At 64.8% G+C, this 15,851-nt stretch carries 11 protein-coding genes; 5 read left to right on the top strand and 6 right to left on the bottom strand.

Features of this window, described 5'->3' with window-relative positions; translation table 11 throughout:
* Positions 1-109 precede the first annotated feature (109 nt).
* The gene (locus tag BRAS3843_RS02680) at positions 110-928 is read right to left on the bottom strand and encodes an NAD(P)-dependent oxidoreductase (protein WP_035980634.1); all 819 of its coding nucleotides are present in this window, start codon (positions 926-928) and stop codon (positions 110-112) included.
* A gap of 113 nt (positions 929-1,041) precedes the next feature.
* Here BRAS3843_RS02680 and BRAS3843_RS02685 point away from each other — a divergent pair, with 113 nt between their 5' ends.
* Positions 1,042-2,010 (top strand): SMP-30/gluconolactonase/LRE family protein, encoded by a 969-nt coding sequence (locus BRAS3843_RS02685; RefSeq protein WP_008967164.1) that lies wholly within the window; start codon positions 1,042-1,044, stop codon positions 2,008-2,010.
* A gap of 214 nt (positions 2,011-2,224) precedes the next feature.
* Here the strand turns inward: BRAS3843_RS02685 and BRAS3843_RS02690 are convergent, their stop codons facing one another.
* Both BRAS3843_RS02690 and BRAS3843_RS02695 read right to left on the bottom strand, forming a co-directional pair.
* Positions 2,225-3,655, bottom strand: a complete 1,431-nt coding sequence (locus BRAS3843_RS02690) for an aldehyde dehydrogenase family protein (protein WP_008967165.1) — start codon at positions 3,653-3,655, stop codon at positions 2,225-2,227.
* A 335-nt stretch (positions 3,656-3,990) separates the two neighbouring features.
* Positions 3,991-6,360 carry a transketolase gene (locus BRAS3843_RS02695; RefSeq protein WP_008967166.1) on the bottom strand — a complete coding sequence of 790 codons (2,370 nt, stop codon included), beginning with the start codon at positions 6,358-6,360 and terminating at the stop codon, positions 3,991-3,993.
* 137 nt (positions 6,361-6,497) lie between these two features.
* Between BRAS3843_RS02695 and BRAS3843_RS02700 the strand changes: the two genes are divergently transcribed.
* The 4 genes from BRAS3843_RS02700 to BRAS3843_RS02715 all read left to right on the top strand — a co-directional run bounded on the left by BRAS3843_RS02700 (position 6,498) and on the right by BRAS3843_RS02715 (position 12,067).
* Positions 6,498-6,959: an Lrp/AsnC family transcriptional regulator gene (locus tag BRAS3843_RS02700; RefSeq protein WP_008967167.1), complete on the top strand. Its 462-nt coding sequence runs from the start codon at positions 6,498-6,500 to the stop codon at positions 6,957-6,959.
* 1,218 nt (positions 6,960-8,177) lie between these two features.
* A complete protein-coding gene (locus BRAS3843_RS02705) occupies positions 8,178-9,194 on the top strand; it encodes a ferredoxin (RefSeq protein ID WP_244425101.1) in 1,017 nt (338 codons plus the stop codon).
* A gap of 92 nt (positions 9,195-9,286) precedes the next feature.
* Positions 9,287-10,549, top strand: a complete 1,263-nt coding sequence (locus tag BRAS3843_RS02710; protein WP_008967169.1) for a 2Fe-2S iron-sulfur cluster-binding protein — start codon at positions 9,287-9,289, stop codon at positions 10,547-10,549.
* Positions 10,550-10,693: 144 nt separating this feature from the next.
* Positions 10,694-12,067 (top strand): TAXI family TRAP transporter solute-binding subunit, encoded by a 1,374-nt coding sequence (locus BRAS3843_RS02715; protein WP_008967170.1) that lies wholly within the window; start codon positions 10,694-10,696, stop codon positions 12,065-12,067.
* Positions 12,068-12,458: 391 nt separating this feature from the next.
* On the opposite strand, the gene BRAS3843_RS02720 is transcribed toward BRAS3843_RS02715, so the two are convergent.
* From BRAS3843_RS02720 to BRAS3843_RS02730, 3 genes are all read right to left on the bottom strand, one after another.
* Positions 12,459-13,631: a fumarylacetoacetate hydrolase family protein gene (locus tag BRAS3843_RS02720; RefSeq protein WP_008967172.1), complete on the bottom strand. Its 1,173-nt coding sequence runs from the start codon at positions 13,629-13,631 to the stop codon at positions 12,459-12,461.
* Between the two features lie 111 nt (positions 13,632-13,742).
* Positions 13,743-14,735 carry a DMT family transporter gene (locus tag BRAS3843_RS02725; RefSeq protein WP_050886333.1) on the bottom strand — a complete coding sequence of 331 codons (993 nt, stop codon included), beginning with the start codon at positions 14,733-14,735 and terminating at the stop codon, positions 13,743-13,745.
* A gap of 157 nt (positions 14,736-14,892) precedes the next feature.
* A complete protein-coding gene (locus tag BRAS3843_RS02730) occupies positions 14,893-15,732 on the bottom strand; it encodes an aldo/keto reductase (RefSeq protein ID WP_008967174.1) in 840 nt (279 codons plus the stop codon).
* Positions 15,733-15,851: the final 119 nt, after the last annotated feature.

A 15,851-nucleotide genomic window follows, 5' to 3' on the forward strand; every position in this document is an offset into this window, starting at 1 on the left:
GGGCGCGCGAAGCGCGAACCCGGAATCTAGAGATCGTCTTTTGCGTCCTCACATCGAGATTCCGGGCTCGAGACCTTCGGTCTCGCCCCGGAATGACGGGATCAGACGCTCAGCCCCAGTCGATGATCCCGCTCCTGTCGCCGTCGAACTCGATGCTGCAGAACGAACCGCCTTGGAAATAGTCCCCGATCGGATCGGCGGGCAGCTTCTCTTGTTCGGCAAAAGCGTGCTCGCGAAAATCCTCGGCGCGTCCGGTCGGCCGATAGCCGAGATCATAGGCGCGCTGATTGTCCCACCAGGCGCGCTCGTTCAACGACGCGCCATACAGAACCTCGAAATGGATGTCCGGGTGCTCAAGCCCGATGCGGCAGAGCTGCACCAGATCCTCCGGCTTCAGCCAGATCGACAGCCTGCGGCGGTCGAGCGGCTTGTCGCCGAAATTGCCGATGCGGATGCAGGTCACCTTCAGCCCATGCTTGTCGGCGTACAGCGAACCGACCGCCTCGCCGAACACCTTGCTGACGCCGTAGCGGCCGTCGGGACGCGGCTGGACATCGTTGTCGATCTTGCGATGCCGCGGGTAGAAGCCGACGGCATGATTGGACGAGGCAAACACCACCCGCTTGACGCCCTTCCTGCGGGCAGCCTCGAACAGGTTGTAGCCGCCGATGATATTGGCCTGCAGAATATCGTTCCACGCACCTTCGACCGAGTAGCCGCCGAAATGCAGGATGCCGTCCACGCCCTCGCAGAGCGCCTCGACCTGCGCGAGATCAGCAAGATCCGCCGCCTTGAACGTCTCCTGGCTGGACAGATCGGCCGGCGGCTTCAGGTCGCTGAGCAGAAGGTCCGGATAGACCGGCGGCAGCAGCTTGCGCAGCGACGTGCCGATCCCTCCGCTCGCACCGGTCATCAATATGCGTGGCATTTCATCCCTCGTCTTCGGTCCGCTGGTGGTTGGATTCCAACCACGCGTTTGCGGTCATTGCGCAAGGATGATAGCAGAGAAATTGCGAGGGAACGCAACAACGAGATCAGCAAATGTCCGATGCAAATACTCCGTCCCATGGCTGGCGTCCGGCGACCTATTATCCCGATCCGGCGATCCAGGCGCTTGATCCGCGATTTGAAAAATACTGGCTGAAATTGTCGGCCGTGGAACGCATCGCCACCGGCCTGCGCTGGGCCGAAGGGCCGGTGTGGTTCGGTGACGGCCGCTACCTCTTGTGCAGTGACATCCCGAACCAGCGTATTCTCAAATGGGAGGAAGAGACGGGCACCGTCAGCGTCTTCCGCAAGCCGTCGAACTTCGCCAATGGCAACACCCGCGACCGCCAGGGACGGCTCGTCACCTGCGAGCATGGCGGACGGCGCGTGGTCCGCACCGAATATGACGGTTCCATCACGGTGCTGATGGACTCCTTCGACGGCAAACGGCTGAACGCGCCCAACGATGTGGTGGTGAAATCCGACGGTTCGATCTGGTTCACCGATCCGACCTTCGGCCTGCTCGGCAACTACGAGGGCTACAAGGCCGAGCCGGAGATCGAGACCCATGTCTACCGGATCGACGGGGCCAGCGGCAAAGCCAGCATCGTTGCGGAAGGCGTGCTGGGGCCTAACGGGCTGTGCTTCTCGCCCGATGAAAAGATCCTCTACGTCGTCGAATCCCGCGGCGAACCGACCCGCAAGATCCTGGCCTATGACGTGTCGCCCGACGGCACCAAGCTCAGCCACAAGCGTGTCCACATCGACGCCGGCCCTGGCACGCCGGACGGCATGCGCTGCGATATCGACGGCAATCTCTGGTGCGGCTGGGGCATGGGATCGCCCGAGCTCGACGGCGTCATGGTGTTCGCACCCGACGGCGCGCCGATCGGCCGCATCGCCTTGCCCGAACGCTGCGCCAATGTCTGCTTCGGCGGCTTGAAGCGCAACCGGCTGTTCATGGCGGCATCCCAGTCGATCTACGCGCTTTATGTGAACACGCAGGGCGCGCTGGGCGGATAGCGGCCTGTCGTCCCGGACAAGTGAGCTCCTGGTGGCGCGCGGCGCCATCCAGAGCGAACGCGATCCGGGACCCCAGCGCGAGCGCCCTTCGCTCGTCGCGCGACCGCGTGATGCCGGGCGGAGCCCGAGTGGCCGACGCTCTACACAAGAACGTCGGCCGGTGGTTATGGGTCCCCGTGTTCGCGGGGACAACATCTCGTATGTAGCAGTCACCTCACGCCGCGTTGTAGCCCGCGACGGCCTTGGCCTCGAGATATTCCTCGAGTCCGTAGCGGCCCCATTCGCGGCCGTTGCCGGACTGCTTGTAGCCGCCGAAAGGCGCGGTGCGATCATTCGGCACGCCCTGCAAATTGACGTTGCCGGCGCGGATCTGACGGCCGACCCGTCGGGCGTCCTCGACCGTCGGACCGTAGACATAGCCGGCGAGACCATAGGGCGTGTCGTTGGCGATGCGCACCGCATCGGCCTCGTCCTTGGCGCCGATGATGGTGAGCACCGGCCCGAAGATCTCCTCGCGCGCGATCGTCATCTCATTGGTGACGTCGGCGAAGATGGTCGGGCGCACATAGTAGCCCTTGTTGACCCCTTCGGGCAGGCCCGGGCCACCGGCGACGAGAGTTGCGCCCTCCTCGATGCCCTTATTGATCAGGGCCTGGATCTTCTCCCACTGGCCGCGATTGACGACCGGGCCGATCGTGGTGCCATCGCCGCGCGGATCGCCAGCCTTGGTCTTGTCAGCCGCGGCTTTCGCGATCGCAGCCACCTCTTTCATCTGCGACAGCGGCACGATCATGCGCGAGGGTGCGTTGCAGGACTGGCCGGAATTATTGAACATGTGCATGACGCCGCCGGTCACCGCCTTGGTCAGGTCGGCGCCCTCGAGGATCACGTTCGGCGACTTGCCGCCGAGCTCCTGGCTGACGCGTTTCACCGTCGGCGCCGCGCGCTTGGCGACATCGACGCCGGCACGGGTCGAGCCGGTGAAAGAGATCATGTCGATGTCGGGGTGCTCGCTCATGGCGGCGCCGACCTCGGGCCCGAGGCCGTTGATCAGGTTGAACACGCCCTTGGGCACGCCGGCTTCATGCAGGATCTCGGCAAAGATCAGCGCCGAGGTCGGCGTGAATTCGGAGGGTTTCAGGATCATGGTGCAGCCAGCCGCGAGCGCCGGGGCGACCTTGCAGGCGATCTGGTTCAGCGGCCAGTTCCAGGGCGTGATCATGCCGACCACGCCGACCGGCTCGCGAACCACCACCGCCGACGGCAGCGTCTCCTCGAACTCGTATTTCTTCAAGACGTCGAGCGTCGACATCAGATGGCCGAGGCCGGCGCCGGCCTGCAGCTTCTCGGCCATCGGCAGCGGCGCACCCATCTCGTCGGAGACCGCGGCGCCGATATCCTTCATGCGGCCCTTGTAGACCGCGATGATCTTCTCGAGCAGCGCGACGCGCTCCTCACGCGACGTCTGCGAAAAGGTCACAAATGCGCGCTTGGCGGCGGCCACCGCCTTGTCGACATCGGCCTTGGAGCCGAGCGCAACCTCATACATCGCCTCCTCGGTCGCGGGATTGATGACCGGAGTGGACTTCTTGACGACGGGATCGACCCAGGCGCCATCGATGTAGAACTGCATGCGGTTGACCATCGGAAAACCTCTTCAAATCGGGAGAGCAAATGGAGGGGGCGTTTCGTCACAAGCATCCTTGCACGAATGCCTTTTTGGTTGAACCCGCCCTATGCGGGGCAGCGTTGCGCTGGCCAGGATATAAGGGCGCGAGCGTGACGCTGGCAAGGCGGCAACCACATCCTCACTGTCGTCCCGGCCAAGCGAAGCGCGTGCCGGGACCCATACCGCGTGATCTCTCCATTTGGCACATCGCGAGCAAACCCTGACTGCTAGTCCCTGAATAACTGGCCCCTGTGGTTATGGGCCCCCTGCTTTCGCAGGGGCGACAGCCCAATTTGGTGAAACAACTCCGTTCAAACCGCCATTTTGCGATGCAACACAGGCGCGCCGGTGAGGCTTTCGGCCGCATCGATGATGGTGTTGGTATCGATGCCGTTGAAGCGATAGAGGTCGTCGATGGTGCCGGTCTGGCCGAACCGCTCGACCCCGAGCGCCTCGACGCGGTGGCCACGCACGCTGCCGAGCCAGCCGAGCGTGGCCGGGTGACCGTCGATCACGGTGACGATGCCGCAATCGCGGGGCAGCGGTGCCAGCAGCTTCTCGATATGGCTCAAGTGCTGCACGCCACGCCGCGCGCGACGCAAATTCCGTGCGGCGGTCCAACCGGCATGCAGCCGGTCGGCCGAGGTGATGGCGAGCAGGCCGACGTCACGGCGGCTTTCGCCGATCAGCCCCGTCGCCTCGATCGCCTCGGGCGCGACCGCGCCGGTATAGGCGACGATCGCTTCCGCATTCGGCCCGGGCTTGCGCAGCCAGTAGGCCCCTTCGGTGATGCCGCTCTCCAGCTCCGGTGTCATGATCCGCTGCGGCTGCTCGACTGTGCGGGTCGACAGCCGCAGATAGACCGAGCCGCCCTCGCCGCTAGCGGCTTGCATGTGGCCAAAGCCCCATTTCATGATCGCGGCGAGTTCATCGACGAAAGCCGGCTCGAAAGACGACAGGCCGTCCTGGGCCATGCCGATCAGCGGCGTGGCGATCGATTGATGCGCGCCGCCCTCCGGAGCCAATGTCACGCCCGAGGGCGTCGCCGCCACCATGAAGCGCGCATCCTGATAGCAGGCGTAGTTCAGCGCATCGAGCCCGCGCTCGATGAAGGGATCGTACAGCGTAACCACCGGCAACAGCCGCGTGCCGTTGATGGCGTGGGACAGCCCAAGCGCCGAGGCCAGGATGAACAAGTTCATCTCGGCGATCCCAAGCTCGATATGCTGTCCTCTCGGCGATGCATCCCAATTGTAGGTCGAGGGAATCTTCTCGCTGCGGAACAGGTCGGCCTTCTCGGCGCGCGCGAACAGGCCGCGTCTGTTGACCCAGGCGCCAAGATTGGTCGACACGGTGACATCAGGCGATGCGGTGACGATGCGGGAGGCGAGCTTGCTGTCGCCGCGCGCGAGATCGTTGAGGACCAGGCCGAAGCCCTGCTGGGTCGACATCTGCGCCGAAGCCGTGAACGTCAGCCGCTCCGGCACGTCGAACACAGCATCGGTGAGGCGCCGCTCGCCACGATTGAACGGCGCGCCCGCAAGAAAGGCGTCGAGCCTGCCCGGATCCTGCGGCAGGCCTTCGAACTTGTCCCATTCATGGCCGGGCCGGATGTTCTGCTGGCTGCGCCACTTTTCCATCTGCGCCACGGTCATCAGGCCGGCGTGGTTGTCCTTGTGGCCCTGGAACGGCAGGCCGACACCCTTGATCGTGTAAGCGATGAAGCAGACCGGACGGTCGTGGTCGATGGCCTCGAAGGCCTCCAGCATGCTCGCCATGTCGTGGCCGCCGAGATTGGACATCAGCGCCAGCAGTTCCTCGTCACTGCGCTTGGCGATGAGACGGGAAACCTCGCCCTGATCACCGATGTCGTCCAAGAGATGCTTGCGGAACGCCGCCCCGCCCTGGAAGCACAGCGCCGCATAGAGCGCATTCGGACAATTGTCGATCCAGCGCCGCAACGCCTCGCCGCCCGGCTCGGCAAAGGCCTCGCGCATGAGCGAGCCGTATTTCACGATCACCACGTCCCACCCGAAATTGCGGAACATGGTCTCGAACCGCTCCCACAGGCCTTCCCGCACGACGGCGTCCAGGCTCTGCCGGTTGTAGTCGACGATCCACCAGGTGTTGCGCAGGCCGTGCTTCCAGCCCTCTGCCAGGGCCTCGAAGATGTTGCCCTCGTCCATCTCGGCGTCGCCGACCAGCGCAATCATGCGGCCCTCGTGGCGGTCTTTCAACCAGCCATGTGCGGCGACGTAGTCTTGCACCAGCGAGGCGAACAAGGTCTGCGCAACGCCGAGGCCGACCGAGCCCGTCGAGAAATCGACGTCGTCAGTGTCCTTGGTCCGCGAGGGGTAGGACTGCGCGCCCTTGAAGCCGCGGAAATTCTCCAGCTTGTCCCGGGTCTGCCGGCCGAACAGATATTGGATGGCGTGGAACACCGGGCTCGCATGCGGCTTGACCGCGACGCGATCCTCAGGCCGCAGCACCGAGAAATACAGCGCCGACATGATGGTGGCGAGCGAGGCGGAGGAGGCCTGATGGCCGCCGACCTTCAGCCCGTCGACATTGGGCCGGACGTGGTTGGCGTGGTGGATGGTCCAGGACGACAGCCACAGCACCTTGCGGGCCAGCGCATTCAACAGGTCGAGACGGTCGGATTGTGCAGGTGATGTCGCCATGGCGCTCCTCCCGGCGGGAACAGGATTCGCGGATGTTAATCCCGAGAGGCCGGCCATAATTCTCAATTTTTTGCGCCTTGAGGCGGATTATTGGTACAATTTCCCACTCCTGCCCAGCTCGTTCGGATTTTATCCCAATGCCCGATCTCGACCCCATCGACCGCAAGATCCTCGGCCTGCTGCAGGCCGACGGCCGCATCACCATGCAGGAGCTCGCCGACAAGGTCGGCCTGTCGGTGTCGCCCTGCCACCGCCGGGTGAAGCTTCTGGAAGAGCGCGGCGTCATCACCAACTACATCGCAACCGTTGACCAGAAGGCGCTGGGGCTGCATGTCTCGGTCTTCATCTCGATCAAGCTCGCGCGCCAGAAGGAAGAAGACCTTGCGCGGTTCGAGCGCGCGATCTCGAAATGGCCCGAGGTGCTGGAATGCTATCTGATGACCGGCAACCGCGATTATCTCCTGCGCGTGGTGGCCGCCGACCTGTCGTCCTACGAGGCGTTCCTGAAGAGCAAGCTGACACGGCTCGACGGCATCGCCTCGATCGAATCGAGCTTCGCGCTGAGCCAGGTGAAATACTCGATCGCGTTGCCGGTGTAGTACGACCAACTCGATTGTCGTCCCCCGCGAAGGCGGGGGACCCAGTATCCCAGAGACGTTAGTGGCTGACCCGATAGGCCGCGGCGTACTGGATCGTCCGCCGGAGCCTGTCGTCGGGCCCGCCGAAGGCGAGACCCGATGGCGGACGATGACAGCGGAGAACGAGGCGACGTCATCGCCGGACTCATCAGACATACTACTCGTCCTTCAAGCATGCTTACTCATTCCCGCGGCGCATTCGCGTCCGAGCTTTGCAAATTCATTTGCCCCTCCATAAAAGAGGGTGCAGGGAAGACCGGGCGCTGGCCTCGCCCATGGCCCGCCTGCGGAAAAAATGCAGGCGGCAGGTACCACAGGTTCAGCCGAGACATCCCGGCCTTCCCTGCGCGATGGTTTTAACAGCTGCTTCGCGATCTCCCCGGTGCGCCGGGCTTGTTGGCCACCGTGTCGCGACAATGCGCTTGCGCGCATTGCGCTGGATACCAGCGTCGGGGTATCAGGACCACGCGACTTGACTGTCCGCATCCGACTTGCTCGCCGGCCCGCGCTAGCAAGGCCCCAAGTCCGAAGCGTCCACCGCTCCCCGCCGCTACGTTTCGTGACGATCGGCCGAAACGCCCCTCTTCGTCGCAAGCAGGATGGCCGGGATGATCGTCGTGATTTGCCCGACACGGCAAGGCCGCACGCATGCGGCAGATTGGCACGACGGGCAATTCGTGCATACCCGCCCTATGCCGAATGCTCTCGCAAGGCAAAGCGCCCTACAGGAATGAGGCGTGCAGAGCCTCCGATGCTCGAGGACATACTAACAAGTCGGGCATGTGGATTCGGACGCCAACTGCATTGATCTGGATCAAATGGCGCTTCGCATTTGATCCAGATCAACCCGCCGCAGGCAGACCGCAGCATGGCCGCGGGATGTTCATAATGGTCATCGAAAACCGCCACATCTCGCCGCTAGCTTCACGATTGAGTGCGCGTGGCCTTCGGCGGCAGCCTGCAGTGTCGAATGCGTCGCGCGCTTTGATGTCAAAACCCGCGCCCTGGACAGCAATGCAGAACAACAGCGCCCGTCAGTCAGTCAAATACGAGTCCCCACGGCATCGCCGAGAGTCGTTCTCACAGGCCAACATGGCCGTGCGCGTATCACCCACCAGATACAGCCCAGGATCGGCTGGAACCAGCCGCACCGTCAGTCCAAAGAGCCGGCGCGTCTGGGTGACCCTCCAGTCCGTCATGTTCACCGTGGGCGTGGTGCTGGTCGGCCTACTGCTGTTCTGGCCGGCCGCTGGCATTGGGCTGATGTGGAATTTCCTGATTCCCGTTGCGCCGGCGCTGGTCACGATCTCGCCCGGGCTGTGGCGCAATGTCTGTCCGATGGCGACGATGCACATGTTGCCGCAGAAGCTCGGCATCTCCCGCAATATCAGGATGCCCGAATGGGGCGCCGCCAGCCTGGGCCTGATCAGCGTCATCCTGCTGTTCATCGTAGTGCCGATGCGGCGCATCGGGCTGAACGTCGATGGCCCGCTGACAGCAATCATGCTGCTGTCGGCTGCCGCCATCGCCTTCACCATGGGCTCGCTGTTCGAGATGCGGTCCGGCTGGTGCACCTCGCTGTGCCCCATCCACCCGGTGGAGAGGCTCTACGGCACCAACCCGGCCCTCACCTTCAAGAACGCGCGCTGCAATCTGTGCGAGGGCTGCAGCAACCCCTGCCCGGATTCGACCCCGGAACTGACGCCGACCGTGACCAGCGGCAACAAGCTTCAGCAGTTTCTCGGCAACTTCCTGGTCGGAAGCTTTCCGGGATTTGTCTGGGGCTGGTACCAGGTCAAGGACTATGCCCCCAATGAAGTGGACAGCAATGCGATCATGACGGCCTATGCCTGGCCGCTGGTCGCGTGCGTGGTGACCTACTTCATCTTCAAGATCGGCGAGTATGTGCTGCGTCACAAGCCGGACGCCCGCGCCACCCTGCATCGGATTTTCGCGGCCGCGGCGATCAGCACCTATTATTGGTACCGTCTCCCCGGGCCGGCCTCTTTGCTGCCGGACTGGTTCCCGCTCGTCTCTCACATGATCACCACGCCGTTCTTCTTCTGGTTCATCGTGCTTCGCGCGCCGAAGGTAAGCTGGCTGAAACGGCCGGTGATGGCCTCGAACTACTGGTCCAGCCGGTTCGAGACGGCGGCGAACAAGAATCTCATCCGTGTTGCACCAGGCAAAGCCTGACATCGCGCACAACGACGCGTGATCCGGGCCTCGCACATGCGCGACCCTGATCACACCGCGCCCTTCGCGCGCCCCGATTTGAGGAGTGAACAATGAGCAATTTCAGGACTGTCACGATCAAGGGCCGCACGTTCCGCGTTCGCGCCGGCGATGTCTTGCTCGACGGCGCGTTGGCGAACGGCGTCGAGATTCCGTACGACTGCCGCGCCGGGACCTGCGGCACCTGCATGGTGCACGTTGCCAAAGGCCAGACCGTGTGCGGGGAAACCCATACGCAAGGCATGGTCCACGCCTGTCAGGCGCGCGTGGTCTCCGATCTCGACATCGAGACCGAGGATGTGCCCGAGATCGACACGACGCGGGCACGGCTGGTGGGCTTGCGCGAGCTCGCACCCGAGATCATGGAGCTCATGATCGCGCCCGAGAAGAGCATCACCTATCTGCCCGGGCAATATTTCAAGTTCGCGTTCAACGGTTTTCCGGCCCGCGCCTACAGCCCCACCGCCTCCTTCGACGGCCGCATCGGCGGACGCGTCATCCACCTCAATATCAAGCGCGTGCGGGGCGGGCGCGTCACGTCAGCGCTCGGCAACAGCATCAGGCCGGGGCACCGGCTGCGCATCCAGGGCCCCTATGGGCACGCGTTCCTGCGCCCCGGCGGCGCCGGCCGGCTGATCCTGGCCGGAAGCGGCACCGGCTTCGCGCCGATTTGGGCCATCGCCTCCGTGGCGCTACGCGAATCCCGGGACCGCCCGATCATCATCATCGCGGGAGCAAAGAAACTCCCTGCGCTCTACATGACGCCGGTGCTGGCGCAGCTGGCGCGGCTGCCCAACGTCAAGATCATTCCGACCGTCGAAGAAGGGCCGATCAATCATCCCTCCATCCGCACCGGACGGATCGAGGCGCACATGCCGACACTCACCGCATCCGATGTCGTCTACGCCTGCGGCTCGCCGCGCATGGTGAGCGCGCTCGCAGGTCTGGTCGAGAAGGCCGGTGCCACCTTCTATGCCGATCCGTTCGAGTCAGCGGCTCCCGAGGAGCCGGCCGGCCTGCTCGGCAAGATCAAGACGCTGGTGGCGCGGCGGCCTCCGCAGCAAGCGAGCAGCGAGGCGCCGCTCGATCCCTTCGAGAGGCGCGCGCCTGCCCTGGTGCCGACGACCGGCAGCCCACATTTGGTTAGCGAACAGGAACCCGTGCAACGGCAAGGCGACCCGCGTCGCAGCGATCCTGCGCGCGGACACGACGCAGCGCCTACGGCCTTGCATGCGCGGAAGCTTCACGGCGAAGCCGCACAACGCTCCGACCAGCCGCGCAGGCCCGCCGCGCAACTGGCCTCCAGCCATGCGTGAACGCGTGACGCCGGTCGCGGAACGGTGACCCGCGCCGGCGGGCGCGGGGGCATTGCGCGCCTCGACAAGCACAGCTTCAGCCGTCACGATCCTGGTGTATGATGCGCCTTCGCCCGTGCGCACCCGGATAGCCGTGAACCGCCGATGCCTTCGCCTGCTGCCACCACGAACAGCGCAAAGCCGCGCCGGCGTCGGCGCTTTCCGGCGCTGCTCGCGCTGGCCAGCTTTCTGTCGCTGCTGACGGTCGCGCTGGCCGTCAGTTATTGGGCATGGCAGCCGGCCACCTTGCGCATTGCGGTCGGGCCTGCCGGCAGCGACGACGACACGCTGGTTCAGGCGATGGCGCAGGCCTTCGACACCAAGGACAGCCCGGTGCATCTGGTGCCGGTCGCAGCCGATGGCCCGCTGCAAAGCATCACCTTGCTGACCCACGGGCAGGCCGATCTCGCGGTCACGCGCGGCGATCTGCAGATGCCATCAACCGCACGATCGATGGCGATCCTGCGTCGCAATGTTCTGGTGCTGTGGTCGGCGGCATCGCGCGGGGCGAAGCCGAAGGTCAAGAGCCTCGCTGATCTTGCCGGCCATCGCCTCGGTGTCGTCGGGGTCAGTCAGGTCAACATGGCCCTGCTCCGGGTCGTGCTCGGCGAGTCCGGCATCAGTCCGGACAAGGTCACGATGACGCAATTCGGCGTCGATCAGCTGACCGACATGACGGCCGATGCCACGCTGGACGCGTTCGCTATGGTCGGTGCGCTCAACGACAAGACCATTGCCGATGCACTGTCGACCACGGCGCGCCGCCGCAGCGAGCCGAAATTCCTTGCCGTCGACGTGTCCGAGGCGATCGCCGAGCGCCATCCGCTCTACGAATCCGAAGAGATCCCGCCCGGCGCCTTCGGCACGACGCCGCAGCGGCCCGACGACAAGATCGAGACGGTCGGCATCAACCAGCTGATCATCGCTCCCGCTTCGCTGTCCGACGATACGGCCGCCGCGTTCACGCGCCAGCTGTTCGCGGTCAAGCCGCAGTTGGCCAAGGCGATGCCCGCCGCGGGCAAGATCCAGAAACCGGACACCGACAAGGACGCGGCGCTGCCGGCGCATCCGGGCGCCGCCGCCTTTATCGATAACAACGAGCGCAGCTTTCTCGACAAATACAGCGACTATCTCTGGGGTGGCGTGCTGCTGCTGTCCGGCCTGGGATCGGCCGCGGCCTGGCTGCGGCATTATCTCAAGCGCAACGAGCGCAAGGAGAACACCGAGCATCGCGATCGCCTGCTCGCCGCCATCGCGGCCGCGCGCGAGGCGCAGACGCTCGACGAACTCGACACGATGCAATGCGAAGCCGACGAGATCCTGCGCGAGACGCTGGCCTGCCACGACGACGGCGCGATCGAGGACGGCGATCTCGCCGCCTTCAACCTGGTGCTGATCCAGTTTCACGAGGCGATCGCCAACCGCCGCACGGTGCTCGCGATGGGCGGCCAACGGGGGCCGACGGCGCGGAGCGCGTGAACGTGAGGCCTCGCAGAGTGGGCAAAGCGCTCGCGTGCCCACCATTCACGATATCAAATTGAAGCGGTGGGCACGGCGCAACGCGCCTTTGCGCACCCTGGACTGAGCGAGATCGGTCAGCGCCGCGCTGTCCGATACAGCGCCCTCTCCCCTTGCGTGAGAGGGCATCTCCGGGCCCCTCCACGCACGCGGTCGGGTGAGGGCTATGTCTCCACACACGAGGCTCGTTGAGGCATACCCCTCACCCGACCGAGCTTGCTGCGCTTTCCTATATGCCCTCTCCCACAAGGGGCCCACAAGGGGAGAGGGCGCATTCATGTGCGCCGCGCCTCATCTTCCGATCTTCGCGCGTCATCGTGATGCTTCTATTAGTTGCTACGTGATCGCAACGTCAAATCACCCCGCGCTTCGCCAGATTCCGCATCAGTGCGCCGACGCCGAACGTCCACGGCTCGCATTCGTCGCTGTTGCGCATACGGTTAACGAGCTTGCCGAGCTGAGGCGCTGCGATGGTGACGATGTCGTCGCGCTTGTGGGTAAAGCCCTGGCCAGGCGCGTCGCGGTCCTTGACCGGCGCGAACATGGTGCCGAGGAACAGCGCAAAACCGTCAGGATACTGGTGCACGCGGCCGACGGTCTGCGCGACGAGATCGGTCGGGTCGCGGCTGATCTTGGAGATCGAAGAATGGCCGTCGAGCACGAAGCCATCGGCCCCCTTCACCTCCAGCGCGACGTCCATCCTGCGCACGTCGTCGAGGCTGAACGTGTCATCGAACAGGCGTAGCAGCGGGCCGATCGCGCAGGAGGCGTTGTTGTCCTTGGCCTTCGACAACAGCAATGCCGAGCGGCCCTCGAAGTCGCGCAAGTTCACGTCATTGCCGAGCGTGGCCCCGACAATAGCGCCTTGGCTCGAGACCGCGAGCACCACTTCCGGTTCGGGATTGTTCCAGGTCGATTTCGGATGCAGGCCGGCATCCATCCCGGGCCCGACCGACGACAGCACGGGCGCCTTGGTGAAGACCTCCGCGTCAGGCCCGATGCCGACCTCGAGATACTGGCTCCAGGCGCCCTGCTCGATCAGCACCTGCTTCAGATGGATCGCCTGGTCCGAGCCCGGCTTCAGCTTGGAGAAATCGTCGCCAACGAGACGAACGACTTCCTTCCGGATTGCCTCGGCCGAAGCCGGATTGCCGCGCGCCCGTTCCTCGATCACGCGCTCCAGCATCGAGATCGCGAAGGTGACACCGGCGGCCTTCAGGACCTGCAGATCGATCGGCGCCAGCAGCCAGGGCTTTCCCGGATCGCGACCGTCCGGCGGGGTGTTGGCAAGGATGGCAGCGAGATCGCCGATGCGCTCGCCCTTGACGGCACGCAGTGCAGAGGCCGGGTCGTCCTGCTCGCACAGCGCGCTGACGGTTCCGAAAGCGGCGGTCACATCGAACACGCCGTCGGCGCGCACCGCGACCACGGCCGGGCCATCGACGTCGGGTCGCCACACGCGACCGACCAGGGTCCCCTTGGTGCCGTCGTCCGGCAACACGGTCTCAGGCGTCAAGGTGATCATCGCGGCGTTCTCCCTTACGGATTGTTGTCCGCGCAGCCCTAGCACTCCAGCGCGCCGGCTCCAAGCTACCGGAGGGGCATTCCGGGGCGCCCGGAATGACCGCGGGCGAGCTCACGGATTGGGCGAGGTCTCGCCGACCACGGTCAACAGCTGCGACTGCCTGACGCGCTCGCGATGGGCGGTGTAGAGGCCGCTAGCGACGATGAAGATCGCGCCAGTGATCGTCCAGGCATCCGGGACCTCGCCAAAGACGACGAAGCCGAAGATGCTGGCCCACAACAGCTGGATGTAGGAGAACGGCGCCAGCACCGAGGCGTCCGCATAACGGAATGCCAGCACCACGATCCACTGCCCCGTCGTCGAAGCAAGGCCGACCAGGAGCCCGAACAAGATATCGTGCCAGCTCGGCGCCACCCAGACGAACGGCACCAAAGCGGAGAGCACGAAGACTCCAGCGATGGACGAATAGGTCATCGTGGTCATGACATGTTCGCGCCCGCTCATCACCCGCGTCATCACGAGCGTGCAGGCCCAGGCGAAGGCGGATGCGATCGGAAACAGCGCTGCCATCTGGAACGCGCCGGTGCCCGGACGCAGGATGATGACGACGCCCGCGAGCCCGGCCGCGGTGGCGATCCAGCGGCGCAGGCCAACCTTCTCGCTGAGGAAGACGATCGACAGCGCGGTCACGAACAACGGCGCCACGAAGCTGGTGGCGGAGGCCTCTGCGATGGGCAGATAGCGCAAGCCGCTGATGAACAGGATCGAGGACCCCAGCAGCGCCAGGCCGCGCAACAGCTGGAACCGCATGCGCGTGGTCCGCAGGGCGTAGAGCGGCGAGCCCGGCAGCATCGCTGGAACCATGATCGCCGCAAACACCACAAAGCGCATCCACGTGATCTCGACCGGCGGCAGCGTCTTGGTGAGATACTTCGCCGTCACGTCGGAGGTGCTGAGGAACAGGGTCGAAAGCAGGATCAGCGCGATACCGCGGAACGGCCGGTCGGCACGCGCGGGCGCACGACGTCGCGTCAACGGCTTTTTCTGCGGCAATGGGAGCGCTGCGTTATCACGCCTCGCGGCTGCGCCGTGGGGCGGAGTCACGATCGACCTCGATTTGCAGTGATGTGGAACGACTCGGGTGAGGCCCGACAAAACGTCATTCGGCCGGCGACGGCAACCCGCAGAAATCGGGCAGCCGATATGCGCGTTTACACGGCTCGCGCGCAATGCACGGTAACAATCCGTGAGCGATGCTGCGCTACAGCATGGGCAGTCCGCGCGGCTTCGGTCCGCGCGGGAAGGCGCGATCGAGCGCGGCGATCTCAGCCGCGGTCAGCTCGAGGTCGCCGGCCGCGGCATTTTCGGCCGCATGCTCGGGCGAGCCTGCTTTCGGAATCGCAAACAGCCCTGACGCTCGGGTCAGGAAGGCGAGCGCGACCTGGCGCGGCGTCGCCGCATGCGCGTTTGCAATCCGTTGCAGCAGCTGCCCGCCCGGACTGGCGGGCGCCGGAAAATCGTCATGGCCGAACGGCGAATAGGCGACCACGGCGACGCCATGCTGGCCACACCAGGGGATCACCGCGTGTTCGATCGCACGCTCCTGCAAATGATAAAGCACCTGATTGCAGGCGATCTGGCCCTCGCCTGCGACATCGCGCAGCTCCTCGAGATCGTCGACGTCAAAGTTGCTGACGCCCCAGCTCTTGATCTTCCCGGCGCGCTTCAGCTCCTCGAAGGCAGTAACCGTGTCGGCAAGCGGATACGACCCGCGCCAGTGCAACAAATAACAATCAAGCGCGTCGGTCTTCAGCCGCTTCAGCGAGCGCTCGCAGGCGGTGATGGTGCCACGGCGCGAGGCGTTGCTCGGCAGCACCTTGGAGACCAGGAATGCCTCATCACGCCGGCCGGCGATGGCCTCGGCAATGACAAGCTCGGCATCGCCGTACATCTCGGCGGTGTCGATGTGACTCATGCCGAGATCGAGCCCGCGCTGCAGCGCCGCGACGGCGCGCTTGCGATCGCCGTGGTCGAGATGCCAGGTGCCCTGCCCGATGACGGAGACGTCAGGCCCGCCGGTTCCGAAGGTCTTGTGCTTCATGGCCGACGTATAGCGGAGATGCTTGATGGCGTCGATTGCAGCAAATATCAAAGCGCCGTCATTCCGGGGCACGCGAAGCGTGAACCCGGAATCTCGAACTTATGGAAATGGATGCAAGC

The sequence above is a fragment of the Bradyrhizobium sp. STM 3843 genome, assembly GCF_000239815.1.
GTDB lineage: Bacteria > Pseudomonadota > Alphaproteobacteria > Rhizobiales > Xanthobacteraceae > Bradyrhizobium.